Origin of the sequence: Actinomadura rudentiformis (assembly GCF_008923185.1) — a bacterium.
Taxonomy (GTDB): domain Bacteria; phylum Actinomycetota; class Actinomycetes; order Streptosporangiales; family Streptosporangiaceae; genus Spirillospora; species Spirillospora rudentiformis.
This window is the reverse complement of the sequence record NZ_WBMT01000027.1, coordinates 1-24,562: the sequence shown is the minus strand read 5'-3', so window position 1 is coordinate 24,562 and position 24,562 is coordinate 1. Positions and strand designations below refer to the sequence as shown.

Genomic DNA, 24,562 nt, shown 5'->3' with positions numbered 1-24,562 from the left:
CGACCCCGGGACCGGCACATCCTCCCCATGTCTGCGTGAAGGGAGAACGCCATGACCGACAAGACCAACAAGCACGGCCCGAGGCTGGATGACCAGATGGAGCACGAGACGGAGGGACTGGTGCGCGGCGGTCATCCCACGCACGCGGAGGAGTTCAAGGAGACCGAGCCGGTGTCCACCGACGCCGGCCGTGACCCGACCGCCGGGACGACTCCCGGGGAAGAGGGCGCTCCTCCCGGGATGACGGCGGATGACGTGGAAGAACGTGCCGAGTACGCGCGCATGATCGTCGGTGTCCGCTATCCGGCGTCGGGCAGGGAGATCGCCGAGCACGCCGCCGCCCAGGGCGCACCCGACGGCGCGGTCGCCGCGCTGCGAAACCTGCCGAACCGGCAATACGAGAACCTTGCCGACGTGACCGGTGAGCTAGGCATCGGCCAGGAGAACCGCCGCTTCTGATCCACGGCGGGACAACGCCTGTCACGGTAACGCCTGTCACTGACAACGCCTGTCACGGACCGGGGCCGGGTGCGACGCTGGAAGGAGCACCCCCCGGCCCGTGGAGGCGATCATGGCGGAACCACCCCTCGACAAGATCAAGAAGATGGTCGCCGGCGATCCGGCCAACGAGGCCATCAAGTCGGGGACGCTGCTGGTCACCCGCGGGCTGGGCACGATCGCCGTCGCGCTCATCGGCACGTTCTTCCTGCTGGACCAGCTCGGCGACCGCGGGCCCTGGCACGGGCTGTCGGGCGCGCAGAAGCTGGCGTTCGTGCTCGGCGCCGGGTTCATCTGGTCGGTCGTCGCGGCGAGCGACGCCCTGGCGCGCGGCATCGCCGCCGGGCGCCCGGACGGGCTCGTCGCGCTGCCTCCAGGCCTGGTCGCCACCGTGCTCGACGGGGTGGACAGTCCCGGCTGGCGGGTGGTCGGCGTCAGGCCCGGTGCCGGGAAGGACGGCGGGGTGCCCGAGTTCCTCGTCGCCAAGGGCACCGACGTGCGCTGGCTTCCCGCCGAGCGGCTCGCGTTCCAGCAGGAGACCGGCCAGGTGACCGTTGCCGTCGCCGCGCCCGCCTCACCCCAGCAGCCAGTCCATTCCCAGCAGCCAGTCTTGCCTCAGCAGCCCGATTCAGCTCAGGAGGCTCCCTGAGCCGTGTGAGTGGTGGTGGTCGATGGGGGCCCCGCACCAGTGCGTGAGCGCGATGCGGATCGCGGCGGCGCGCCGGTCGGGGGCCGTCTCGTCGGTCGCCCAGGCGACATAGCCGTCCGGCCTGACCAGCGCCGTCGTGTGGGTGGCGCCGTTCGCGACGTCGCAGTGAACCCGATCGGTCCAGCTCCTGGTCGCCAGGTAGGTCACCGCCGGGTCGTTCGCCGCGACGACGAGGACGAAACGCCCTTCCCGGAGCGCCTCGTACAGCCGCGACGGCTTGCCGCACAGCGGGACGTCGGGCGCACGCCTGCCGATCAGGCGATGGGCCCCGGGCGGCGCCGGGTAGGAGACGGCGATGCCGGAGACCGCGCGGGCCAGGCGCCGGGCCACCGGCCGGAGCCTCGTCGCCACCCCCGCGCCGACGGTCCGCGCGAGCTGGAGGGCGGGCGGCTCGACCGTGGCGGCGCGCAGCACCGCGCCGCTGCCGCGGAGCACGAGCCGTCCCACCGGATGCCGTTCCTCGTCGTAGGTGTCCAGGAGACCGGGTTGCGCCCAGCCGTGCAGTTCGGCGGCGAGCTTCCAGCTGAGGTTGGCGGCGTCCTGCAGCCCCACGTTCATGCCCTGCCCGCCCGCCGGGGAGTGCACGTGCGCGGCGTCACCGGCGAGGAACACCCTCCCCACCCGGTACCGGGGCACCTGGCGCTCGTCGCTGTGGAACCGTGAGGTCCAGCGCTCGCCGTGGACGCCGTGGTCGGTGCCGAGGGCCCGGCGCACGACGTCGCGGAGCTCGTCCATGTCGACCGGCTCGGTGTCGGGCACCTGGTGGTGCCGGTTCCACGCGATGATCCGGTACCAGCCGTCCCCGAACGGGGCGATGAACGCGAAGGCGTCGCCGGTCGCGCCGATCGTCAGCGCCTCGCGCGGCGCCTCGGCCAGCCGCACGTCGGCCAGCATCACCGAGCGGATCGCCGAATTGCCGGGGAACGGCAGGCCCAGCGCCTGCCGGACCGTGCTCCCGACACCGTCCGTGCCCACGGCGTAGGCGGCGCGGCGCGTGCCGGTCGTGCCGTCGCCGTACCGCACGTCCACCTCGACGCCGTCGGCGTCCTGCCGCAGGCCGGTGACCTCGGCGCCGCGCACGATCTCCGCCCCCGCGGCGAGGGCCCGCTCTTCCAGCACCCGCTCCGTCTCGTACTGGGGTGTGACCAGTACGTACGGGAACCTGCTCGGCAGCCGCGAAAGATCCAGCGTGGCACGGCCGAAAACGTTGACGCGCTCGACGCGCTGCCCGGTGGCGACCAGCTCCTCGGCGACACCGCGGGCGTCGAGCAGCTCCAGGGTGCGCGCGTGCACGGCGAACGCGCGGGTGAGGTTGAGCTCCTCCGCACGGCGCTCCAGCACCGTGCAGGCGACGCCGGCGTGCGCCAGATCTCCGGCGAGGAGCAGCCCGGTCGGGCCCGCCCCCACGATCAGCACGTTCCCGGTGGCAGCCATCACGCGCCTCCGATCTCGATCAGGGTTCGTAGGCGGCCTTCCCCCTCACGACAGGCTATGCACATCTTCGCAGGGATTCGGTCAGCCCTGGATGCGCCGTTCGTGCCCCGCCCACTCCTTCTCGCGGAGCTGGAACTTCTGGATCTTCCCGGTGGAGGTCTTCGGCAGCTCGGTGACGAAGTCGATCCGGTCGGGTGCCTTGAAGCGCGCCAGCCGTCCCCACACGTGCTCGACCAGCTCGTCCGCCGTGACCGAGGCGCCCGGACGCGTGATCACGAACGCCTTGGGCCGCTCGCCCCACTTCTCGTCCGGCACCGCGACGACCGCGACCTCCAGCACGGCCGGATGCGAGTCGATCGCGCGTTCGACCTCGACGGTGGAGATGTTCTCGCCGCCGGACACGATGATGTCCTTCGACCGGTCGCGCAGCTCCACATAGCCGTCCGGGTGCCGCACTCCGAGGTCGCCGGAGTGGAACCAGCCGCCGCGGAACGCCTTGGCGGTGGCCTCCTCGTCGCGGTAGTAGCCCGCCATGACGTTGTTACCGCGCATGACGATCTCACCGAGCGTCTCCCCGTCCCACGGCACGTCGTTGTCATCGGCGTCCACGACGCGCAGCCCGTCGGTCTGCAGCATGCCGACGCCCTGCCGGGCCAGCAGGCGGGCGCGCTCGGCGGCCTCCAGCCCGGGCCAGCCCGGCTGCGGCTCGCAGACCGAGTAGGGGCCGTAGGTCTCGGTGAGGCCGTAGACGTGCACGATGCGGGCTCCGAGGGCCTCCATCTGACCGATGATCGTCGGGCTGGGCGGCGCGCCCGCCGTGGTCACGACCAGCGGCCGTTCGAGCGGGTGGGCCTGCGGGGCGTTCGCGATGGTCACCAGGACCGTGGGCGCCCCGTTCAGATGGGTGACGCCCTCGTCGTCGATCAGCTGCCAGATGCGTTCGGCGTCGACCGTCCGCAGGCAGACCTGCGTTCCGCCGATGGCCGCGAGCGCCCACGGCGTGCACCAGCCGTTGCAGTGGAACATCGGCAGAGTCCACAGATAGACGCTGTCCGGGGTGTGCCGCGAGTGTGTCACCTCTCCGAGCGCGTTGAGGTACGCGCCGCGGTGCGTGTAGGTGACGCCCTTCGGCCGCCCGGTCGTGCCGGAGGTGTAGTTGATCGAGATGATCGCGTTCTCGTCGGCGACCTCCCAGGACAGCGGCTCGTCCGAGCCCCGGGCCAGCAGGTGGGTGTAGGTGATGCCGCCCACTGCCGGATCGGGTGCGGCACCCGATGCCGGATCGGTGACGGTGACGATCTCCCGGACCGTGGTGAGGCCGCCGGCCAGGGGTGCCACGGTCGGGTGCAGGCCGGAGTCCACCACCAGGACCTTCGCGCCGCTGTGGTCGAGGATGTAGCGGACCTCCTCGGGCGCCAGCCGGGTGTTGATCGCGACGAGGACCGCCCCTGCCAGCGGCACGGCGAAGTGCGCGACCAGCATCTCCGGGACGTTCGGCGCGAGGTAGGCGACCCGGTCCCCCGGCCCGACGCCGAGGGCCTGCAGACCCCGTGCGACCCGGGTGACCTGGGCGGCGAACGTCGCGTACGTCTCGCTGCGTTCCCCGTATGAGATCGCGGTCTTGGCCGGGAAGACCTCCGCCGACCGTTTCAGGAACGACAGCGGGGTGAGCGGGGTGTAGGCCGGTCCGGTCTCCATTGGTCCTCCAGAGGTCGTTCGCGCCGACATGAACGCTAGAACAACCGGCCGGGTCGAGGGAATCAGTTCCGGTCGGCGGGAGATCGGAGGTCCGGCGCCGGGCTCAGGCCGAGGCGTCGTCGAGCAGGGCGATCTGCTCGGACGTCAGCTCCACGTCGGCCACCGCGAGGAGCGGGCCCAGCTGGCCGACCGTGCGGGCACTGGCGATCGGCGCGACAACCGTGGGCCGGGACTTGAGCCACGCCAGCGCCACGGTCGCGATCTCGGCGTTCTGCTCCCCGGCCACCTGGTCGAGGGCGGTGAGCACCTTCTGCCCGCGCTCGCTCGCCAGGTATTCGGCGGCCTTGCCGGCCCGCGCGCTGTCCACGTTCTGGCCGGGGCGGTACTTGCCGGTGAGGAATCCCGAGGCGAGCGCGTAGTAGGGCAGCGCGGCCAGGCCGTTGGCCTGCACGGTCTCGGCGAGTTCACCTTCGTAGGTGTCGCGGGAGACGAGGTTGTAGTGCGGCTGGAAGGCCACGTACTTGGCGATGCCCTCGGCCTCCGAGTGCGCCAGCGACTCGGCGAGCCGTTCGGCGGTGAAGTTCGAGGCGGCGATGTGGCGCACCTTGCCCTCGCGGACGAGCTGGTCGAGCGCGCCGAGGGTCTCGGCCACCGGCGTCTCGGGGTCGTCGAAGTGCGAGTAGTAGAGGTCGATGTGGTCGGTGCCGAGCCTGCGCAGCGACTCCTCGGCGGCGCGTTTGATCGTATCGGCCTTGAGCCCGCGGAAGCGCGGATGCGCGCCCACCTTGGTGGCGATCACGACGTCGTCGCGGTTGCGGCGCGCTCTGATCCACTCACCGATGACGGTCTCCGACTCCCCGCCGGAGTTTCCCTCCACCCACGCGGAATAGCCGTCCGCGGTGTCGACGAAGTTGCCTCCTCCCTCGGTGTAGGCGTCCAGCACGGCGAACGATCCGTCGCGGTCCGCCGTCCAGCCGAAGACGTTGCCGCCCAGAGCGAACGGCCGTACTTCCAGGTCAGTGTTACCGATGCGTCCCATACAAACCGGCAACCCGGCACCCCCGGACCACTATTCCAAGATTCCGATCTTTGACCGGAACACGGCCGGGCATGATCGATCCATGACCGTCTCCAGACTCCGCGACATCCCGGGCATCGGCGTGGACAAGGTCGGGGACGCGGCCGACGCGGCGCACGACCCCGATCTGCTGCGGCTCGAGAACCTCGACACCGACCTGCGGCCCCCGGCGGTGGCGATCGAGGCGACCCGCGCCGCCGTCGATGGCGACGACGCCAACAGCTACCTGCCGTTCCAGGGCCACCGCTCGCTCCTGGAGGCCGCCGCCGCGCACGTCGGCCGCATCGCCGGTCACGCCTACGACCCCGCCACCGAGTGCGTCAGCGTGGCGGGCGGGCTCAACGGCGTCTTCAACGTGCTGCTGGCGACGATCGAGCCGGGGCAGGAGGTCGTCCTCTGCGATCCGATCTATGCCGGGCTGGTCAACCGCGTTCGGCTCGCGGGCGGCGTCACCCGGTTCGTCCCGTGCGACGCGTCCCCCGAGGGCTGGTCGGTCGACCCGCAACGGCTGGCCGACGCCGTCGGGCCGGACACGGGCGCGGTGCTCATGATGGGCCCGGCGATGCCCACCGGCCTGGTGCTCGGGCATGAGCACTGGGAGGCGCTGGCGGCGGCGCTGGAACGCCATGACGCCTGGCTGATCTATGACGCGGCGATGGAGCGCATCCGCTTCGACGGCCACCCGCCCGGCCATCCCGTCGCCGCCGTGCCGGGCCTGGCTCAGCGCACCATCACCGTGGGCGCCGCGTCCAAGGAGCTCCGCATGATCGGGTGGCGGGTCGGGTGGGTGACCGCGCCCGCGCCGATCCTCGCCGACATCCGGCTGGTCGGCCTGACCAACGTGGTCTGCCAGGTCGGCATCGCGCAACAGGCGGTCGCCGCCGCGCTGGCCGCCCCCGACGCGGAGGCCGACGTCGCGGCGGCGACCGCCGTCTGGCGCGAGCGATGCGAAGTCATCCTCGACCAGCTCGCAGACCATCCTGTCGTGCGGCCGCACGGCGGATGGTCACTGCTCGTGGACACGCGGCCGCTGGGCCTCTCCCCGGAGGAGTTGTCCCGGCGCCTCTTCGTGCACGGCAAAGTCGCCGCAACACCGATGAACGGCTGGGGCCCGAGCGGCGATCACCACCTCCGCCTCGTCTTCGCCAACGAGCCGGTGGAACGCCTGGCCGACCTGGGCGAGCGCTTCCAGCAAGCCTTGTCGTACGGGCCCTGAGCGTCGTGCGGGCCCTGAGCCCCGGAGTCGATCACCTGGGTCAGCGGAAGTCCGCCGCATGATCGCGGGCCCACTCGGCGTAGGTGCGGGCGGGGCGCCCGAGGACCCGCTCGACGTCTGGCCACGGCTTGTCCAGCGCTGACCAGTCCTGGTCGGAGTAACCGTCCTCCCCCAGCGCCTCCTCACCGCCGTAGTCGACGAAACCGAGCATCAGGTCGGCGACCTCGGCGGCGAAGCCGCCTTGGGCCTTCATCAGCTCCCTGGCCCGTTCACGCGTGACCTCCTCGTACCGGACCTCCTCCCCCAGCGCGCCGCCGATGGCCCGCACCTGCTCGCGTACCGTGATCGTCGCCGGGCCGGTGAGGGTGTACGCGGCGCCGTGGTGGCCGTCCTCCAGGAGAGCCGTGACCGCGACGGCCGCGATGTCGCCCTCGTGGATCAGATTCTGCGGCTCGTCGGCGAACGGGTAACGCACCACCCGTCCGGCGCGGATGGAGGGCGCCCAGATCTGCAACATGTTGGCCATGAAGCCGCCGGGCCGCAGGTGCGTCCACTCCAGGCCCGACTCCTCGACCACCTGCTCCACCGGGTTGGTGTGCAAGCCGACGGTGACGGACGCGGCGGAGAGGTCCACGATGCGCGTCACCCCCGCCCGCTTCGCCATGGCGACGACCTCGCCGGCGGTCTCCTCCACCGGGAAGAGATAGAGGCGATCCACTCCCTCGAACGCGCCGGCCAGGGTGTCCGGACGGGCGAGGTCGCCCCGGACGACTTCGGCGGCCTCGGGCAGACCGGCAGAGGCGGGGTCACGGGTCAGCGCGCGGACGCTCACACCTCTCTGGAGCAGCTGGCCGACAACGTTCCGCCCGACGAATCCGGTCGCGCCGGTCACCAAGATCTTCATGGTGCCGACGCTAGAGGCCATTTAGGCCATTCCATGTCCCATATGAGCCGGCATCGATCGGAACTTGATTCCGTAACGCTGTTCCGATTAGGGTCGGCACATGGTCGTCAGATACGCGCTTGAGGGATCCGTCGCCACGATCACCATGGACGACGGCAAGGTGAACGTGATGTCGCCGCGGATGCTCGCCGAGCTCGACGCGGCCCTCGACCGGGCCCTCGCGGACCGGGCGGTGGTCCTGCTGACCGGGCGCGAGGGTCTCTTCTCCGCGGGTTTCGACCTGCCGACGCTGCGGGCGGGAGGACCCGGCGCGCTGGACATGGTCCGTGGCGGGTTCGAGCTCGCCGCCCGGATCCTGGCGTTCCCCTACCCCGTCGTCGTCGCCTGCACCGGCCACGCGATCGCCATGGGTTCGTTCCTGCTGGTCGCCGGCGACCACCGGGTGGGCGCCACCGGGTCGTACAGGATCAGCGCCAACGAGGTGGCGATCGGGATCACGGTGCCGCGCGCGGCGGTGGAGCTCCTCCGGCAGCGGCTGACGCCCGCCGCCTTCAACCGCGCCGTGACGCTGGCCGAGGCGTTCGAACCGGAGGGCGCCGTGGCGGCGGGATTCCTCGACAGGGTCGTGCCCCCGCCGGAGCTGGCCGAGGCCGCCCGCGCGGCCGCGGTGGCGATGACCGGCCTCGACATGAAGGCGCACGCGGCGAGCAAGCTGCGCGCCCGCGAGCACGCCCTGGCGGCCGTGCACCAGGCGATCGACGCCGACGCCCTCTCCTTCCGGGCCGGCGCCGCCCGATAGGGGTCCCCGCGTGCCGAGAGCCAAGCTGAGAACACCCGAGCTGCGGGACCGGGTCCTCCAGGCGGCCATGGCGATGCTCGCCGACGAGGGGGTGACGGCCTTCACCGCCCGCAAGGTGGCACAGCGCGCGGACACCTCCGTCCCCGCGGTGTACGAGCTGTTCGGCGACAAGGCCGGGCTCGTGCGCGAGATCTTCTTCGAGGGGTTCCGGCGGCTGCTGCACCGCCTGGAGAACGGCGCGTCCATCGACGACCCACGGGCCGATCTGGCGCGGGTGATCCAGGTCTTCCGCGGTTTCGTGCTCGACAACCCCGTGCTCGCCGAGGTGATGTTCGCCCGCCCGTTCGCCGAGTTCGACCCTGGGGCCGAGGATCTCCAGGCCGCCGCAGCGGTCCGGGAGTTCTTCGTCGGCGGCGTGCGTCGCTGCGTCGCGGCGGGCCAGATGGCCGGCGACCCGACCGACGCCGCCCATGTCCTTCTCGCGCTCGCCCAGGGCATGGCCGCACAGGAGACCGCGGGCTGGCTCGGCAGCTCCCAGGCGTCGATCGACCGCCGCTGGGATCTGGCGATCCACGCGGTGATCGACGGCTTCGCACCGGAGTCCGCGCGCTCCTCAGGCTGACGCGGGACCGGCCAGGCCGTGCAGGAGCAGGTCGGTCAGGGTGTCCACGATCTGGTCCTCGGTGACCTCCGGACCGTGCTCGCCGGCGGTGAGGACGGCATAGCCGAACATTGACACCATCGCCCCCATCGCGGCCGCGACCAGGACGGGATCGCCCGGCAGGGGGTCCCCGCGTTCCCGCAGATACTCCAGATGGTCGCGGAACGTCTCGGTCTCCGCGGCCAGGCTCCGCCACGCGAGCCCGGACGCGGGCCTCTCCGCGATCACCGACTGCATCTGGGCCACGACCACGGGAAGGTTGTCGCGCAGCACGTGCCAGGCGACCGCCAGGTGATCGCGCAGTTGCCCCCGGTCGGTCAGGTCGTGGTCACGCGGATGTCCGGCAACCGCTATCTCAGCGTCCGCCTGCCCACCCATGTCGGCCATCAGGGCCTGGAGCAGTTCCTCCTTGCTCTTGAAGTGGTCGTAGAACGAGCCGGTGGCCCGCCCGGCCGCGGCCGTGATGTCAGTGATCTTGGTGTTGAGGTAGCCGCGTTCCATGAACAGGCGGCGCGCGGCGTCCTTCAGCGCGGCCTGGGTCTCGGCCGCCTTCGCCTTGCGCACTCCCCCTTGACGTTCGCTCACGGCCGACATCATACTGAGGCCGAATTCACCGAATGAAGATTCAGTGAATCAAAATTCAGGAGGACGGCATGCAGGTCATCGTGGTGGGCGGCGGAGTGGCGGGGGCGACGAGCGCGCTCGCACTGCGGCGCATCGGAGCCGAGGTGACGGTGTACGAGGCGTACGCCGACCCGGCGGGCTCAGTCGGCTCGTTCGTGAGCCTGGCCACCAACGGGCTCAAGGCGCTGGCCGCGCTCGGCTGCCTGGAGGCGGTCCAGACGGCCGGGTTCGAGGTGGAGTGGCAACGGTTGTGGGCCGACTCGGGCCGCCTGCTGGGCGATACGCCGCGCGGACGGCTCCCGGACGAGCCGCTGCGGAGCATCACCCTGAAGCGCGGGCGCCTCGTCGAGACGCTGCGCGACAAGGCCATCGCGTCCGGGGCCCGGATCGTCACCGGCGAACGGCTGGTAGGCGCGACCCGGGTCGGCGCGAAGGCCCGGGCCGAGTTCGAGAGCGGGCGGACGGCGGAGGCCGACCTGCTCGTGGGGGCTGACGGGATCTGGTCGGCGACGCGCCGCATCCTCGACCCCGGAGCGCCCGAGCCGGTGTACGCGGGGCTCTTCACCGTCTCCGGCGTCGCGCGCGGCGTGGACGTGGACGGCGCCACGTTCAACCAACCGGGCACGTTCAACATGGTGTTCGGCCGGAACGGGGCGTTCATCTACATCCCCGTCCCAGGCGGCGACGTCTGGTGGACGGCGCAGGTCTCGGCCGCGGAGGAGCCCGACCTGAACGCGGTCGATCTGGAGGTTCTCAAGGGCCTCTACCGGCGCGAAAAGGTGCCGTCAGCCCTGCTGGGCGCGGTGACCACGATGCAGCGGCCAACACTCATGCACGTCCTCGCCGAAGTCCCGGTCTGGCATGACGAGCAGATCGTGCTGGTGGGCGATTCCGGCCACCCGGTGGGGGCAGGCCAAGGAGCGTCCATGGCCATCGAGGACGCGGTCGTGCTCGCCAGGTCACTGGAAGACGCGCCGGACATCCCGGCCGCCCTCGCGGCCTACGATGCGGCCCGCCGGAAGCGGATCGCCAAGATGGTCAGGTCGGCGAGCACCAACCGGGACGCCAAGACCGCGGGCCCGGTGGCGCGCCGGGTCCGCAACGTGGTGATGCCCGTGTTCGTCATGCTCTTCTACGAACGCGCCACCGCGTGGCTCTTCACGCATGAGGTAGCAGCAGGCTGGCGCTCCGCGGTCTCTTCGGGAGCGGTCTCTTCGGGAGCAGTCCCATCGGAGGCGGTCTCCTCAGGGGCGTAGACGTTGCGGACGGCGCGCTTGAAGTCGGGGCAGTCGACCAGAGGCTCGTGCGTGCAGATCGCGGCGTGCTGGAGGCTGGCGCGCATCCGGACGAGTTGGTCGATCTTGTGGTCCAGGTCGGCGGCCTTCCGGGCCATCCGTTCGCGCAGGATCGGGCCGTCCTCGGGCGTGGCCGCCAGGAACCGCCCGATCTCCGCGATCGAAAAGCCGGCGCTGCGGGCGCACGTGATCAGGCCGAGCCGTTCCAGCACGTCGGGGTGGTACGTGCGGCGCAGGCCGTTGCGTCCGCCGGACTCGATGAGGCCCTCCTTCTCGTAGTACCGCAGGGCCGACGGGGCGAGTCCGGTGCGTTCGGCGACCTCGGCGATGTCCAGCATCATGATCGTCCCCTTGACTTGAAGCGCGCTTCAAGTCGCACTCTAGCCGCCATGAACATTCACCACCTGAACTGCGGGTCCGTACGGGAGATCGAAGCCACCTACAGCGGGCCACCGCCCGCGCACGCCGTGAACCACTGCCTGCTCGTCGAGACCGGCGACGGGCTGGTCCTAGTCGAGACGGGCCTCGGGCTCGATGATGTGCGGGATCCGGACGGAACGCTCGGCGCCGAGTGGGTCGAGATGGCTCAGCCCGTCCTCCGAGAGGACGAGACTGCCGTGCGCCAGATCGAGCGGCTCGGTTTCTCGCCCTCCGACGTACGGCACGTCATCGTGACCCACCTCGACGTCGACCACTGCGGCGGCCTGCCGGACTTTCCGGACGCACACGTCCACGTGCTCGCCGCCGAGCTGGACGCGGCGCTGGCCGAGGCGCCCAGCCGCCGCTACCGGCCCGCCCACTGGGCGCACGGCCCGAACTGGGTCACCTACAGCCCCGAGCCGGGCGACGACTGGTTCGGCTTCACCTCTGTCCAGCCGAAGGGCCTGCCAGCGGAGATCCGGCTGGTCCCGCTCGGCGGGCACACCGCAGGCCACACCGGCGTCGCCGTCCAGGACGGTGACCGCTGGCTCCTGCATTGCGGCGACGCGTACTACTACCACCGCGAGCTACAGGCGAGCCCGCATCCGCACCCGCTGATGGACCTCGTGCAGACGAGCTCCGAGATCCACCACGACCTGCGGCTCGGCACGCAGGCCCGGTTGCGCGAGCTCGTGCGCGACCACGCGGACGAGGTCACGGTCTTCTCCGCCCATGACCCGTGGGAGTTCGCCCGCCTCGCGGGCTAGGCCACCTGGCTGGACGGCCCGGCTAGACCGCCCGGCTGGAGAGGTTGAGGCCGAGGGCCCGGAACTGCTCGACGGGATGGTGGTAGCCGCGCTCGATGTGGTGCACGCCGCGCAGCGTGGACGGGCCGTTGGCGACGGCGGCGGCCAGCACTGCGGAGAACCCCGCCCGGATGTCGGGCATCGTGACGTCGCCGCCGCGCAGCTTGGAGATACCGCGCACGACCGCCGAGTGCTTGGCACCGGTGTCGTGGTAGCGGCAGGCGGGGCCGCCCAGGCAGGTGTCGTACACCTCGATCTCGGCGCCCATGCTCTGCAGCGCGGGAACGTAGGCCAGCCGGTTCTCATACACCGTCTCGTGCAGCACCGACATGCCGTCGGCCTGGGTGAACAGCACCATGAGCGGCGTCTGCCAGTCCGTGGCGAACCCGGGATGGGTGTCGGTCTGCACGGCGGCGGGGTTCAGCAGGTTGGGCGCCGACGCCATGATCCAGTCGTCGGTGATCTCGAACCGGGCGCCCATCCGCGCCAGCGTGGTGATCGGCGTGACCAGCCGGTCCTGCGGGCAGCCGTGCACCCGCACCTCGCCGCCGGTGACCAGCCCCGCGACCAGATAGGAGAACGCCTCGATCCGGTCGCCGGCGAGCCGGGTCTGCGCGCCGCTGAGCTGTGCCACGCCCTCGACCACGATCCGGCGGTCCGGGCTGAACGAGATGCCCGCGCCCATCCGCTGCAGGAACAGCGCCAGCTCGATGATCTCCGGCTCGGTGGCGGCGTTGCGGATGACCGTCTTGCCCTCGGCCAGCACGGCGGCCAGCAGCACGGTCTCGGTGGCGCCGACGCTGGGGTAGGGCAGGTTGATCCGGGTGCCGCGGAGCCGCTTGGCGCGGGCGTGAATGCCGTCCTCGGCGATCTCCACCTCGGCGCCGAACGCGCGCAGCGCGTCCACGTGGAAGTCGACCGGCCGCCGGCCGATCGGGTCGCCGCCCACCAGGGGCACGAACGCCTCGCCGGCCAGGTGCAGGAGCGGGCCGAGCATCAGGATCGGGATGCGGTTGAGCCCGGTGAACGCCTTGGCCACGCTCGGGTCGGTGACGGGTCCCGGCGCGACCGTGATCTCGCCTCCGGAACGTTCGACCGTCATGCCGACGTGCTCCAGCATCGCCGCGGTGATGCCCACCTCGCCGACGTCGGGGGCGTTGCGGATGGTGCTCGGCGCCCCGCCGAGCATCGCCGCCACCATGTGCTTGCTGACCGCGTTCTTGGCGCCGCGGACGGTGACGTCCCCGCGCAGCGGTCCGGAAGGTTCGATCTGCCACAGCTTCTCAGTCACCCGTGCAGCCTATGGCCCGAACCGGTCTCCTCCGGGGCGCGTCTCACTCTTGTCGCTGACTTTACGGACAGGAGACCCCATGGAGCGTGCGCTGCCCCTCGCCGACGAGTTCCTCCTGCTGGCCCTGCGGGAGAACGACGGACGCCTGCTCGTGCAATCGTCGGTGGTCCGAGCCGGGCTGGCAGGTGCCTTCCTGTCGGAGCTGACGCTGGCCGGCCGGATCACGCTGGCCGGTGACCACATCACCGTCAGCGACCCGAGCCCGCTCGGCGACCCCGATCTCGACGCCGCGCTCGGCCGGATCGCCGGTGAGAGCAAGCCGCGCAAACCCGAGTGGTGGGTGAGCCGCCTGATCGACAACGACCTCACCAAGCTGCGGCTGGCCCGCCTGACCGAGCTCGGCATCCTGGACGCGGAGGCGTTCCGCATCCTCGGGCTCATCCCCAGCAAGCGCCACCCCGCGCGGGACGCCGGCCCCGAACTGGAGATCCGCACCCGGCTCGCCGCCGCGCTCGACGCGGGCCATGCCGACGACCGCACCACCACGCTGCTGGCGCTGGCCCACGCGTCCGGCCTGACAAGCCGTTTGTTCGGCATCAAGGGCAGGGAGCTGCGCGAACGGGTCGAGCGCGTCACCCAGCACGACTGGGCCGGCAAGGCGGTGGGCCGCGTGCTCAGCGCGGCGGCCCTGCACGCCGTCTTGATCTAGCGCTGGTCTAGCGCGGTTTGCGGGCGACCTCGGCCCACACGGTCGTGCCATGTTCGTCGCGGCGCACCCCCCAGTGCTCGGCGACGGCGGTCACGATCATCAGGCCGCGGCCGCCCTCGTCCTCGGCCTCCGCGCGGCGTTCCCGCGGGCTGCCGCTCCCTCCGTCGGTGACCTCCACCCGGACGCAGTCCTCGTCAGCGGCGACGTAGAGCCCGAGCAGCTCGCCCGATCCATGGGTGACGGCGTTCGTGCCGAGCTCGCTGACCACGAGCCGGGCGTCCTCGGCGTCCACTCCCGCGGTGTCGAGCGTGCCGTCCACGTACCGGCGCAGGAACTCGACCGTCGAGGGACGCCGGTCCGCCGTGACCGCCCCGAGCACCACCATGGCCCCCATGTGGACTGTCCTACCCTGATTACTTCACCGACATGTCCCAGTACGATCTGTAACACTTCTCGCGCCAAGTGATCACCGGGCACCGGCTCAGAAGCGGTATCTGAGGACCCGCACCGACCGTGACAGCGTGCTGCTGCGCCCGGCGATCCGCGCCCCGAGCCGGATCGCGGGCGGGAACAGGGCGACCTCGGGGACGTGCGCCAGGCTGGTCTCCTGGATGAGCCGCATCCGCGGCGCCCACGACTCCGGCTCGCGCGGGTCGGCGAACGGGGCTGACCGCATCAGGGCGGCGGTCTTCTTCATGGCGGGGAGGTACCTGGCGAGCCCTGCGACGCTCGGGTGGTCACCGTTGAACGCCAGTTCCCCCGCGCGGAAGTGCCCGGTCAGCCGGTTGACGAGGGCCTGGATCTCCCCCTGCGTCAGGAACGGGAGCAAACCGTCCGCGACGACCATGGCTGGCCGATCATCCGGGATCTGGTCCAGCCACCCCGGGTCGGTGAGGCACGTGCCGATCTGCCGCGCCTGCGGATGCTCCGGCAGGACCCGCCGCCGGGCGGCGGCGACAGCCGGGAAGTCGACGTCGAACCAGGCCACGGACGAGGGCGGGATCACGCGGAAGATGCGGGCGTCCAGCCCGGCGCCCAGGTCCACGACGACCGCGTCCGGATGGGCGGTGACGAAACCCCGTACGGCCTTGTCGAGATACCGGGTCTGGACGGCCACCCGGGTGACGAGGGCGCTGCCGATCTTCAGCCGGCTGAAGTCGAAGTCGATCTTCCGGACGGTGTCCACGGCCGTCGGATCGCCCAGGATGGGCCGCCTCGCGCGGCTGTCCAGGGCCCGCCCGGCCAGCGTCCGGTACAGCGTCGCCTGAACCGGCGTGAAAGCGGTGTGGACCTTGCATGGCCGGCGCGCAGTCTTCATACGTCGAGTGATACCCCTGTCACTCGCCGTGAACGCCCCAGTTGATCTCGTGGCCGGCCCCGGGTGCGTGGAAGTCCAGGAGCGCGGCGCCCTCTCGTTCGAGGGCTTCCCGCTGGTCTGCCGGGAGGGCGGCGAAGGGCTTGACGGTAAGGGTGGCATGGGTCCGTTTCTTGTCGAGGGCGAGGCTCCAGGTGCCCTGGATGAAGCCGTCGGAGAGGAAGACCGGGTATGGCACGTTCGTGAGCCACACCGCCTGCGCGGCCTGGTCGCTGACGATCCGGGAGCGGTCCCTGTGGCCGATGAAGACGTTGTCGAACTCGGGCAGAAAGCGGGCCGGGGCAGGGACGTCCTCGCCGGGGCGCGGGGCGTCCGGCAGGTCGAAGAGCTCCACTCCGTTCTCGTCCAGGAAGACCACGAGCTCGCCGCGGTGGCGCTCGACCACTTCGGCGAGCCGAGTGAGCCCGCTCCACGACTGGACGTCGCTTACGGAGGCCGGCCCGAACGCCGCGAAGTAGCGCATCACCAAGTCGTCGGGGGTGGCGTCCGCGGGCAGATCCGCGCCCAGCCAGTGCTGGAGCGTGGTGTGCCTGGACAGCCCGCCTTGCTGCCACAGCCCGCGCGGCGGCACCTGCACCATGGCGAGCAGGTGGCGGGCGACCATGCCGAGGGCCTGCGGCTGGCTGTCCGGCCAGTCCACCAGGAGCCTCTTGCCGATCTCGCTGAACGTCAGGGGCTCGTCCTCGACGAGGACGCGGGCACGCTCGGCCGCGGCCTCCAGGTCCACACCCGCGAGAGGCTTGCCGAAGGACGACTTGAGCACCCTCGTCAGCAGCATCTGGAACACGGGCCGCAGGGCGAGCGCGTCGCGTGCGGTGACCGTGTGGATCGTCCCGCGCAGCAGCCCGAGGCGGACGAACTCGCGGCGCTCGAAGCGCGCCGAGAAGTCCTCCGGATCGAAGTTCTCGAGCCGGGACCACAGCGCGGTGTAGTGATTGTGCGGCACCTGCGTCTGGAGCCCGACGAGATGTTCGACCGCCTGCGCCGCATCCATCGGGGCACGGCGCAGCAGCAACTGCCGGTCGAGCGTGGCCCGGTTGAGCGCGCGACGGCTGAGTACTTCACCCATGTGCCTACCGTACGTGGCGGCCGGTAGCCCATTCCGGTAATGGCGGGGAACAGCCAGTGGGTGCAGCCGACCGCAAGGAGGAAACTGCCCAGCACATACGCGGCGATAGATTCCATGGCATGAGCATGGAAGCGACCGGGGCATTGCGTAGTGAACGTTTCGCCACCGTGTTCGGCGAAGACCATGCCGCTCGGGTGAGCGTACGCCGGGATCTCTGCGGGGCTGAGGCCGGATGAGGCTGCTGACGTTCAACACGCTCTTCCGCGGATCTGCACGGTCACGTTTGCGCGGACTGGCCGACCAGCTTGAACGGGACGACTACGACATCGTCTGCCTGCAGGAGTTTCTCTACCGCCCTAACCTGCCGCTTGTGCGCCGGTGTTTCCCGCACTGCGCCGCGAGCGGGGCCTTCATGCTCAAGGGCGGCCTGGTGATGTTGTCCCGATGGCCGATCGAGCGGTTCCGGTTCACGCCGTACCCCTTGGCGGGACCGCCCCGGCCGGAGTTCCTCATGCGCAAGGGCGTGCACGTGGCGCGAGTCCGCACACCCAGCGGGGACGTGGCCGTCGTCAACACGCACCTGACCTTCAACCGGGACGGCGACTGGTCCGCGGGCAGCCGTTACAGGCCGGTGCTGGAAGGGGAACTGCATCGGCTGGGCGACATCATCGCCAAAATCCCGGAGGACTTTCCCGTGGTCGCGGTAGGCGACTTCAACGTGCATCGTGACTCGCCGCTACTGAAGGAGTTCGCAGCCAGGTCGGGAGTGCGCGACCTCCTGGAGAACGACACGCGGCCGACGTTCCGGCCGGAGCCAGGGAACGCGCCCTATCCCCCGATCGACCATGTTTTCGTACGCGGGTTCACGGGGGCCGCTGAGCTCGTGTTCCAGGATCGCGTACGGCTACCCGACGGCCGCCACGACTACCTGTCCGACCACTACGGAGTCGCCGCCGAGCTCGCGATCGCAGACCCTGGGATTCGGCGAACGCGGTGAGGCCGAGCGCGGCGGCGGCGAGCACGCGTGAGCCGGATGTCAGCTGCGGATGGCGGCGGCGAGGGCGTGCGAGAGGTCGGCGGTCACCGGGTCGGCGCCGCCGACCGAGCTGGGCGTGTCGGTCGTGTAGCCGAACGCGAGCCCGAGGTCGGGATCGGCGTAGGCGAGCGCGCCATTGGCCCCCGAGTGGCCGAACGACCCCCGCCCGGCGGTGGGGGCGGCCGGTTCGAAGAGCATGGAGTAGGTGGTCGGGAACGGCAGCACCAGGTCGGCGCCGGAGACCTGGACCTCCGCCACCGCCGCGAGGGTCTCCGGCGTGAGCAGCGGTGGGCGGCCCTCGACCTCCTGGGTGGCGACGGCGTAGAGCCTGGCCAGGCCGCGGGCGCTCCCGAAGCCGCCGATGGACGCCACCCCGGCGGCACGGAACGACCGCAGGCCGGGCAGGTTGCTGCCTTCTTCGAACTCCACGCCGATGTTCATCGCCTGGCGGAAGAAGGGCGGCAGCTCGAACGGCGCCGGGCCGTCTCCCCCGATGTCGATGGGAAGGCTCGGCACGACCCGTGGCTCCTCGCGCTCCGGCAGCCCGATGAAGAAGTCCACACCGTACGGCTCGGCGATCTCCCGCCGGAAGAACTCGCCGACCGGCTGCCCGGTCACACGCAGGAACAACTCGCTGACCAGCGTGCCGATCGTGAGCGCGTGGTAACCGTGGCCCGTCCCCGGCTCCCAGAACGGCCGCTGCGCCGCGAGTCGTTCGGCCAGCCGCGTGTGCCCGGTGAATTCGTCGAAGGTGAACCCGCCATCGACGTTCACCAGCCCCGCCTGATGGGAAGCCAGCCCGCGCACCGTGATCGTGTCCTTGCCCGCCGCGGCGAACTCCGGCCAGTAGTCGGCCACCGGCGCGTCGGGATCGACGAGCCCGCGCTGGATCAGCAGGGCGAGCGCGATGCCGGCGGCGCCCTTGGTCGCCGAGTAGACACCCTGGATGCTGTCGGCCCGGTAGGCGGGTCCGGTCCACAGATCGACGACGGGCGCGCCGTCGACGTACGCCGCGAGCGCCGCGTTCACCTGCGGCCGCGTCGCCGCGATCTCCATGAAGAGCGCACGCACCGGCTCGAACCCCGGCCGCACGATCTCTGCCCCGCCCATCCCCATGCCCGCCTTCCCTCAGCCCTCACCCAGTCGCCCTGCCAACGGACAAGCTGCGCTTGGCGCTCCCTCGTCGCCTCCGTCACGACAGTAGGACCTCGACTCAGGTCGAGGTCAACCTGAGAGGGCAGTGTGTCCCCCGGTAAATGGTCGGCATGCAGCGATTGCAGTGGATGCACGCCGAGGTGGTGGAGGTGTCCCGCCGGATACGTTCGATGAGATCGGGCTCCATGAGCAGCGCGCGGCCCATCGCCACGAACTCGAAGCCCTCGTCCATGGCGCGCGTCATCCCGGCGTGGTCGGTGACCCCGCCGAGGAGGATCAGCGGCATGCTGAGGGCCGCTCTGAACTCGCGTGCCAGCGGCAGCAGATAGAGCGGGGTGTACGGGTATTCGCGCAGGAAGAAGCGGCCGAACAGCCGGAGCCCCGAACGCAGCGGTTGCGGGAAGGCCGCCGCGAACTCCTTGACCGGTGCCCTTCCATGGAAGAGGTACATCGGGTTGAGCAGGGAGCTGCCCGCCGTGAGCTCGAGGGCGTCCAGGTGCCCGTCCGCCTCCAGCAACCGGGCGAACCGCACGCTCTCGTCCGGCCGGAGACCGCCGCGGACCCCGTCGTCCATGTTGAGCTTCGCCGTGATCGCGATGCGCGTGCCCACCTTGGCCCGCACCGCTTCGGCCACCTGCCGGCCGAGGCGCGCCCTGTTGTCCAACGTCCCGCCCCAGCCGTCGCCGCGCCGGTTGAGGCGCGGGCTCAGAAACGAACTGATCAGGTAGTTGTGCCCGAAGTGCAGCTCGACGGCGTCGAATCCGGCGTCCGCGGCGAGCACGGCGGCGTCGGCGTGCGCGGCCGTGACACGGTCGATGTCATCGGTCGTCGCGGCTTGGATGAACCGCCCGGTCAGCGGGCTCAGCCGCCGGGACGCGCTCAGCGCGGGCGCCCGGTTGGAACGGGCGTCGGCGACCGGTCCCGCGTGGCCGAGCTGAGCCGACACCGCGGCGCCCTCGGCGTGGACGGCTTCGGCGAGCCGTGTCAGGCCGGGCACCGCCTCCCGGCTCATGTGGATCTGACGCCGCTCCGTCCGCCCCTCTGGCGCCACCGCGCAGTACGCCACGGTCGTCATCGCGACGCCACCGGCCGCGATGCCGCGGTGGAACCCGATCAGCTCATCGGTGACCACCCCGCGCGGTGTCCTGCCTTCGAACGTCGCGGCCTTGACGACACGGTTGCGGAGGGTGAGAGGTCCGAGGCGGGCCGGTTCGAAGACCGAGGTCATGCGCCGTTTCCTTCCGCGCGGTGGTGGGGGGCGGCGAGTCCCGCCGCGACGAACGCGGTGACCACCTCCGGAGAAGGCGGTGCGGTCCGTTCACCCGGCTCTGCTAGGGGCGCGCCGTAGGTGAGCAGGACCAGATCCCGTGCCAGCCGCCAGCGTTCCGCCGCCACCTCGGCGGGCAGGCCGGGCCGAGCCCGGCGGATCATCGTGATCCACGGTCCGGGAGCCGACCAGGGTGACCGCCAGGGCAGCGCGGCGTCCGTCAGGACGAGCCGGGCCAGGAGCGCGAGCGCCCAGCGTTCATCCTCGTCGGCGGCGAGCCGCGCCATCGGTTCGACCAGGAACGCGGCGAGATCGCTGATGGCCGGCGGCGTGCCCGCCCCAGCGAGCTTGTCGAGGTCGGCCAGCCGGCCGTCCCAGACCGGCCGCAGGCGCCGTTCGAGCAGCGCGGTGACCAGCGCCTGCTTCGAACCGAAGTGATAGTGGACGGCGGCGGGGTTCATTCCCGCGGCCCTGTTGACCGCCCGGATCGAGAGGCTCTCGTATCCCCGGTCGCGCAGGAGGCTTTCGGCGGCGTCCAGCAGGCGGTGCCGGACCTGCTTCTGCTCCTGCTCCTCGGGCGGCATCCGCTCAGTGAAACACCGGGCCATCGGCACGTCAATCACTGATTGAAACGGCGATGGGCACTCTTGCCGAAGAGCGATGAGTTCTCGGCCGGAGGGCGGTCTCACCTGCATGAGCGATATCCAGAAGCAGGTACAGCAGGCCCTCGACCGCCTGGTGGAGTCGGGCACGGAACGCGGCCTCCAAGTTTCGGTCTACCGCCACGGCGAGCCGGTGGTCGAGGCGGTCGCGGGCGTGGCGGACGCCGCGACCGGACGTCCCGTCACCCCGGGCACCGTCTTCTACAACTTCTCGATCGGCAAGGCCGCGACGTCGGCCGTCGTGCACGTGCTCGCCGAACGCGGTGTTCTCGGCTACGACACGCCTGTCGTGGAGGTGTGGCCGGAGTTCGGCGCCCACGGCAAGGACAAGGTGACCGTACGGCACGTGCTGAACCACTCCGCGGGAGTCCCCGGCGTGCCGCTGGACACATCCGTAGAAGACATCTGCGACTGGGACAAGATGTGCACGGCCGTCGCCGACGCCGAACCGTGGTGGGAGCCGGGGACGAAGACGGGCTACCACGCCTACACCTTCGGCTACATCGCGGGGGAGATCGTGCGGCGGGTGACCGGGAAACCCATCTCGCAGGTGCTGCGGGAGGACATCACCGTGCCCCTGAGCGTGGACGGCGAACTCTACTTCGGCATGCCCGAGTCCGAGCACGGCAGGCTCGCCACGCTGGAGGACCCGGCGCCGGCCGGTGATGCCGCCGCAGGCGACGAGTGGCCGGAGATGCCCGCCGACTCGCTCATGTTCCGCGCCGGGCCGATGGAGCTCTTCCCGAACGCCGCGTTCGGCAACCGCACCGACGTTCTGGCCGCGGACATCCCGGCCGGCGGCAAGACCTCCGCCCGTGCCACCGCCCGCATGCTGGCGGCGATGATGGACGAGGTCGACGGCGTCCGCCTGATCTCGCCGGAACGCCTGCGCGAGGTGACCACGGTGTCGATCAGCGGCATCGACGAGGTCTTCGGCAACCCGGCCACGTGGGGGCTCGGATACGCCCTCGGGCTGCCGGTCGCCCCGTCGCTCGACTCGCCCACGGCGTTCGGCATGGGTGGCGTCGGCGGGAGCTTCGCCTTCGGAGACCCCTCGACCGGCGTCGCGTTCGCCGTGACCAAGAACATGGTCAGCGGCGACTTCGCCACCGCGACCGAGCTGGTCACGCTCGTCCGGAAGGCGTTGGGAGAGGTCAGTCATAGCGGGCACAGTCGGGCATAATCGGCGGCGATGACCACTCACGCCGATCCGGACGGCCGCCTCGCGGCGTTCGGCACCCAGCTGATCGAAGTTCACCTGTGGCTCCGCGAGGAGCTTGCCCGCCTCCAGGACAACGTCGACGCCTTCCTCGACGGGACGGGCGAACGCCCGCGCGAGCTGCGGGCGCATTGCCTGACGTTCTGCTCCGCGCTGGAACGCCACCACACCGGCGAGGACGCAGGGGCCTTCCCCGCCCTCGCCGAGCAGTTCCCTGAACTACGACCCGTGATCGAAAAGCTGGAACAGGACCATCAGCTGGTGGACGGGATCCTCCGCAAGATCGAGGATCTCGTCGGCGGTCTCGGTGCGCCGGCGGACCTGAGCGAGGACGAGGCGGAGAAGGTGCGCAACGAGCTCGACGGGCTCGCCGCCATCATGGAGTCGCACTTCACGTTCGAGGAACGGCGCATCGTCTCCGCCCTCAACGAATTGAAGGTTCCAGGCTGGACGGAGTCACGACCCGAGTTCCTGCGCACCACCTAACGCCTGCGCACCATCTAGCGGCTCACGCCGTCGCGGCGCCGTGCCTGTACTGACCTGGCGCGGCGCCGAACTCACGCTTGAACGCCCTGGCGAACGCGAACTCCGACGTGTAGCCGGTGCGGGCGGCGACGGCGCGGAGCGGCAGGTCCGTATCGCGCAGAAGGCGCGCCGCCATCGTCATCCGCCACCAGGTCAGATAGGTGAGCGGGGGCGATCCGACCAGATCGGTGAAACGCCGTGCGAAGGCCGCTCGCGACAGGTCCGCATGAGCGGCCAGCGACTGGACGGTCCAGAGCCGCTCGGGCGCCTCGTGGATGCCGCGCAGCGCCGCCGCGACCGCCGGGTCCCGGAACGCCGCGGCCCAGCCCGTCGCAGTGTCGCCGGGCCGGTCGTCGTACCACGCTCGCACGATGTACAGCAGAAGCAGGTCGAGCAGGGCGGGCAGCGCCGCGTCGCCGCCGAGCGGGGTCCGGCGGTCCAGCTCCTGTCCGAGCAGTTCGATCGCGCCTTGGAGCGAGGGGTGGCGGCCCACGCGCGCGGGCACGTGCACGACCTCGGGGAGCTCGGCGAACAGCGGATGGGCTCGGGCCTGATCGAGCCGGTACGCACCGCACAACATCCGCGCGACGCCGGCCTCACCGGGCACCGCGATGCCATGGCCCAGCTCGCGCGGCAGGAAGACCACGTCCCCCACCCCCAGGAGAAGTGGCTCGCCCTCCGCGGGAAGCAGGCGGCAAGAGCCCTGAAGGATCACATGGAACCCGGCTCCCTGCTGCGACTCGAAATGGGTCTCATGAGGAGACTCCAAGATCGTACGCGCGGAATGCGGACGCCCGAGCCGCATCGCGGCGATCGCGTCACTGAGCACGTCCATGAAGCGAGCGTATAGCCACACCCGCCCCCGCGAGACGAACGGATATGGGTGCTGGACTCTGAGGCATAAGGCGTCTCTCCCGGCGGCCCTAGCGTGATGTCCATGAAGATCGCTGTATATGGAGCAAGCGGATTCACCGGGGGCCTCACCGCCCACGAACTACGCCGCCGCGGCCTCGCCCCCGTGGTGGTGGGCCGTGACGAGGAGCGTCTCCGACGGGTGGCGGCCGAGGTGGACGCGGATGAGGTACGGGTCGCCGGGGTAGAGGACGTGAACGCCCTCGCCGCGGCGTTCAAGGGCTGTGACGTCGTCGTCAACTGCGCCGGGCCGTTCACCCTCTGGGGGGAGCCGGTCGTCCGCGCCGCGATCGCCGCCGGCGCTCACTACGTCGACACCGCGGGAGAGCAGCACTACGTCCACCACATCCTCACCACGTTCCGCGAGGAGAGCGGAATCACCATCGTCCCCGCCATGGCCGACGACGGCGGCCCGGGCGACCTGATCGCCCGTCTCACCGCCGAACGGCTGGCCGCCACCCCGGCGGACCTGCTCATCGCAGATCTCCGCCGCCTGGGCGCCGCCTCCCGAGGCACGGCCCGGTCGATGGCCGCGGTCGCCACCCTGGACCCGCTCGAATTCTCCGACGGCGACTGGCGCCCGGTGAAGGCGGGCGCCCCGTCGACGATCGCCGTCCCCGGCGAGCAGGGCGAGGTCACAGTGGGGAGTTTCGCGCTGCCGGGTGTGGCCATGGCACCCCGCCACATCAAGGCGGGCCGCGTGCGCAGTGCGCTCCGCGAGGAGGTGGTCGAGCTCTTCCTGTCGCTGAGCGCCGGCGTGGCCGAGAGCGTGCCGGAGATACCGGACGCGGAGCAACGGGCATCGGACCGCTGGCTGATGCTGGCCCAGGCCACTGACGAGCAGGGCCGGCAAGCGCAGGGCTGGGTCACGGGCCTGGACCCCTACCGCCTCACCGCGGTGATCGCCGTCGAAGGCGCCCGGCGCCTGGCAGAGGGGGGCGCTCCGAGCGGAGCCCGCACACCCGCAGAGGCCTTCGATCCGACCGGCTTCCTGAACTTCCTGGAACCTTTCGGAGTCACCTGGCAGGTGAAATGAGAAAGGCCCCGCCGTGAGGCGGGGCCTTTCTTAATATGTGTCCGGCGGTGTCCTACTCTCCCACACAGTCTCCCGTGCAGTACCATCGGCGCTGAAGGGCTTAACTTCCGGGTTCGGGATGGGACCGGGTGTTTCCCCTTCGCCATAACCACCGAACGACCAAC

25 protein-coding genes, 1 rRNA gene and 1 pseudogene are annotated in these 24,562 nt (G+C 70.9%); 12 read left to right on the top strand and 15 right to left on the bottom strand.

What is annotated here, in order from left to right:
• The first annotated feature begins 51 nt into the window (after nt 1-51).
• A complete protein-coding gene (locus tag F8566_RS42665) occupies nt 52-459 on the top strand; it encodes a DUF2795 domain-containing protein (RefSeq protein WP_151568890.1) in 408 nt (135 codons plus the stop codon).
• Nucleotides 460-571: 112 nt separating this feature from the next.
• The gene (locus F8566_RS42660; RefSeq protein WP_151568888.1) at nt 572-1,147 is read left to right on the top strand and encodes a hypothetical protein; all 576 of its coding nucleotides are present in this window, start codon (nt 572-574) and stop codon (nt 1,145-1,147) included.
• Here the strand turns inward: F8566_RS42660 and F8566_RS42655 are convergent.
• The 3 genes from F8566_RS42655 to F8566_RS42645 form a co-directional block, all read right to left on the bottom strand.
• A complete protein-coding gene (locus F8566_RS42655) occupies nt 1,127-2,641 on the bottom strand; it encodes an FAD-dependent monooxygenase (RefSeq protein ID WP_151568886.1) in 1,515 nt (504 codons plus the stop codon). The genes F8566_RS42660 and F8566_RS42655 overlap by 21 nt on opposite strands.
• 81 nt (nt 2,642-2,722) lie before the next feature.
• Nucleotides 2,723-4,339, bottom strand: a complete 1,617-nt coding sequence (locus F8566_RS42650) for a long-chain-fatty-acid--CoA ligase (RefSeq protein ID WP_151568884.1) — start codon at nt 4,337-4,339, stop codon at nt 2,723-2,725.
• A gap of 103 nt (nt 4,340-4,442) precedes the next feature.
• On the bottom strand, nt 4,443-5,378 hold the full coding sequence (locus F8566_RS42645; protein WP_151568882.1) for an aldo/keto reductase: 936 nt from the start codon (nt 5,376-5,378) through the stop codon (nt 4,443-4,445).
• Between the two features lie 82 nt (nt 5,379-5,460).
• Here F8566_RS42645 and F8566_RS42640 point away from each other — a divergent pair, with 82 nt between their 5' ends.
• On the top strand, nt 5,461-6,633 hold the full coding sequence (locus tag F8566_RS42640) for a pyridoxal phosphate-dependent aminotransferase (RefSeq protein WP_151568880.1): 1,173 nt from the start codon (nt 5,461-5,463) through the stop codon (nt 6,631-6,633).
• Nucleotides 6,634-6,673: 40 nt separating this feature from the next.
• On the opposite strand, the gene F8566_RS42635 is transcribed toward F8566_RS42640, so the two are convergent.
• Nucleotides 6,674-7,537, bottom strand: coding sequence for an SDR family oxidoreductase (locus F8566_RS42635; protein WP_151568878.1), 864 nt, complete (start codon nt 7,535-7,537; stop codon nt 6,674-6,676).
• Between the two features lie 100 nt (nt 7,538-7,637).
• On the opposite strand from F8566_RS42635, the gene F8566_RS42630 reads away from it, so the two are divergent.
• Complete coding sequence (locus F8566_RS42630; protein ID WP_151568876.1) at nt 7,638-8,336, top strand: crotonase/enoyl-CoA hydratase family protein; 699 nt, start codon at nt 7,638-7,640, stop codon at nt 8,334-8,336.
• 10 nt (nt 8,337-8,346) lie between these two features.
• The gene (locus F8566_RS42625; RefSeq protein WP_151568874.1) at nt 8,347-8,958 is read left to right on the top strand and encodes a TetR/AcrR family transcriptional regulator; all 612 of its coding nucleotides are present in this window, start codon (nt 8,347-8,349) and stop codon (nt 8,956-8,958) included.
• Here F8566_RS42625 and F8566_RS42620 read toward each other — a convergent pair.
• Nucleotides 8,950-9,582 (bottom strand): TetR/AcrR family transcriptional regulator, encoded by a 633-nt coding sequence (locus tag F8566_RS42620; RefSeq protein WP_225994031.1) that lies wholly within the window; start codon nt 9,580-9,582, stop codon nt 8,950-8,952. The two genes, F8566_RS42625 and F8566_RS42620, sit on opposite strands and share 9 nt — an antisense overlap.
• 68 nt (nt 9,583-9,650) lie before the next feature.
• Between F8566_RS42620 and F8566_RS42615 the strand changes: the two are divergent.
• A pseudogene (locus F8566_RS42615) lies at nt 9,651-10,655 on the top strand (FAD-dependent oxidoreductase); the annotation flags it as partial.
• Between the two features lie 98 nt (nt 10,656-10,753).
• On the opposite strand, the gene F8566_RS51930 reads toward F8566_RS42615, so the two are convergent.
• Nucleotides 10,754-11,257, bottom strand: a complete 504-nt coding sequence (locus F8566_RS51930) for a MerR family transcriptional regulator (protein WP_225994030.1) — start codon at nt 11,255-11,257, stop codon at nt 10,754-10,756.
• A 48-nt stretch (nt 11,258-11,305) separates the two neighbouring features.
• Here F8566_RS51930 and F8566_RS42605 point away from each other — a divergent pair, with 48 nt between their 5' ends.
• The gene (locus F8566_RS42605; protein ID WP_151568870.1) at nt 11,306-12,103 is read left to right on the top strand and encodes an MBL fold metallo-hydrolase; all 798 of its coding nucleotides are present in this window, start codon (nt 11,306-11,308) and stop codon (nt 12,101-12,103) included.
• Between the two features lie 22 nt (nt 12,104-12,125).
• Here F8566_RS42605 and murA read toward each other — a convergent pair whose 3' ends face one another.
• Nucleotides 12,126-13,433: a UDP-N-acetylglucosamine 1-carboxyvinyltransferase gene (gene murA / locus F8566_RS42600; protein WP_151568868.1), complete on the bottom strand. Its 1,308-nt coding sequence runs from the start codon at nt 13,431-13,433 to the stop codon at nt 12,126-12,128.
• 79 nt (nt 13,434-13,512) lie between these two features.
• On the opposite strand from murA, the gene F8566_RS42595 reads away from it, so the two are divergent.
• Nucleotides 13,513-14,142, top strand: a complete 630-nt coding sequence (locus F8566_RS42595) for a GOLPH3/VPS74 family protein (RefSeq protein WP_192810149.1) — start codon at nt 13,513-13,515, stop codon at nt 14,140-14,142.
• A gap of 7 nt (nt 14,143-14,149) precedes the next feature.
• On the opposite strand, the gene F8566_RS42590 is transcribed toward F8566_RS42595, so the two are convergent.
• The 3 genes from F8566_RS42590 to F8566_RS42580 all read right to left on the bottom strand — a co-directional run bounded on the left by F8566_RS42590 (nt 14,150) and on the right by F8566_RS42580 (nt 16,586).
• Nucleotides 14,150-14,536 carry an ATP-binding protein gene (locus F8566_RS42590; RefSeq protein ID WP_151568864.1) on the bottom strand — a complete coding sequence of 129 codons (387 nt, stop codon included), beginning with the start codon at nt 14,534-14,536 and terminating at the stop codon, nt 14,150-14,152.
• An 87-nt stretch (nt 14,537-14,623) separates the two neighbouring features.
• On the bottom strand, nt 14,624-15,460 hold the full coding sequence (locus tag F8566_RS42585) for a class I SAM-dependent methyltransferase (RefSeq protein WP_151568862.1): 837 nt from the start codon (nt 15,458-15,460) through the stop codon (nt 14,624-14,626).
• Nucleotides 15,461-15,479: 19 nt separating this feature from the next.
• Nucleotides 15,480-16,586 (bottom strand): winged helix DNA-binding domain-containing protein, encoded by a 1,107-nt coding sequence (locus F8566_RS42580; protein WP_151568860.1) that lies wholly within the window; start codon nt 16,584-16,586, stop codon nt 15,480-15,482.
• Nucleotides 16,587-16,818: 232 nt separating this feature from the next.
• Between F8566_RS42580 and F8566_RS42575 the strand changes: the two genes are divergently transcribed.
• Complete coding sequence (locus F8566_RS42575; RefSeq protein ID WP_151568858.1) at nt 16,819-17,583, top strand: endonuclease/exonuclease/phosphatase family protein; 765 nt, start codon at nt 16,819-16,821, stop codon at nt 17,581-17,583.
• A gap of 39 nt (nt 17,584-17,622) precedes the next feature.
• On the opposite strand, the gene F8566_RS42570 is transcribed toward F8566_RS42575, so the two are convergent.
• The 3 genes from F8566_RS42570 to F8566_RS42560 form a co-directional block, all read right to left on the bottom strand.
• Nucleotides 17,623-18,732 (bottom strand): serine hydrolase domain-containing protein, encoded by a 1,110-nt coding sequence (locus F8566_RS42570; protein WP_192810148.1) that lies wholly within the window; start codon nt 18,730-18,732, stop codon nt 17,623-17,625.
• A gap of 103 nt (nt 18,733-18,835) precedes the next feature.
• A complete protein-coding gene (locus tag F8566_RS42565) occupies nt 18,836-20,005 on the bottom strand; it encodes an NADH:flavin oxidoreductase (RefSeq protein WP_151568854.1) in 1,170 nt (389 codons plus the stop codon).
• The gene (locus tag F8566_RS42560) at nt 20,002-20,628 is read right to left on the bottom strand and encodes a TetR/AcrR family transcriptional regulator (RefSeq protein ID WP_151568852.1); all 627 of its coding nucleotides are present in this window, start codon (nt 20,626-20,628) and stop codon (nt 20,002-20,004) included. The genes F8566_RS42565 and F8566_RS42560 overlap by 4 nt, the downstream gene beginning before the upstream one ends.
• Nucleotides 20,629-20,737: 109 nt before the next feature.
• On the opposite strand from F8566_RS42560, the gene F8566_RS42555 reads away from it, so the two are divergent.
• Together F8566_RS42555 and F8566_RS42550 are read left to right on the top strand one after the other, a co-directional pair.
• Nucleotides 20,738-21,889, top strand: coding sequence for a serine hydrolase domain-containing protein (locus F8566_RS42555; RefSeq protein ID WP_151568850.1), 1,152 nt, complete (start codon nt 20,738-20,740; stop codon nt 21,887-21,889).
• Nucleotides 21,890-21,898: 9 nt separating this feature from the next.
• Complete coding sequence (locus F8566_RS42550; RefSeq protein ID WP_151568848.1) at nt 21,899-22,411, top strand: hemerythrin domain-containing protein; 513 nt, start codon at nt 21,899-21,901, stop codon at nt 22,409-22,411.
• 22 nt (nt 22,412-22,433) lie between these two features.
• On the opposite strand, the gene F8566_RS42545 is transcribed toward F8566_RS42550, so the two are convergent.
• A complete protein-coding gene (locus tag F8566_RS42545) occupies nt 22,434-23,285 on the bottom strand; it encodes an AraC family transcriptional regulator (protein ID WP_151568846.1) in 852 nt (283 codons plus the stop codon).
• A 102-nt stretch (nt 23,286-23,387) separates the two neighbouring features.
• Between F8566_RS42545 and F8566_RS42540 the strand changes: the two genes are divergently transcribed.
• Nucleotides 23,388-24,398: a saccharopine dehydrogenase family protein gene (locus F8566_RS42540; RefSeq protein ID WP_151568844.1), complete on the top strand. Its 1,011-nt coding sequence runs from the start codon at nt 23,388-23,390 to the stop codon at nt 24,396-24,398.
• A gap of 39 nt (nt 24,399-24,437) precedes the next feature.
• Here F8566_RS42540 and rrf read toward each other — a convergent pair.
• A 5S ribosomal RNA gene (gene rrf / locus F8566_RS42535) occupies nt 24,438-24,554 on the bottom strand.
• Nucleotides 24,555-24,562: the final 8 nt, after the last annotated feature.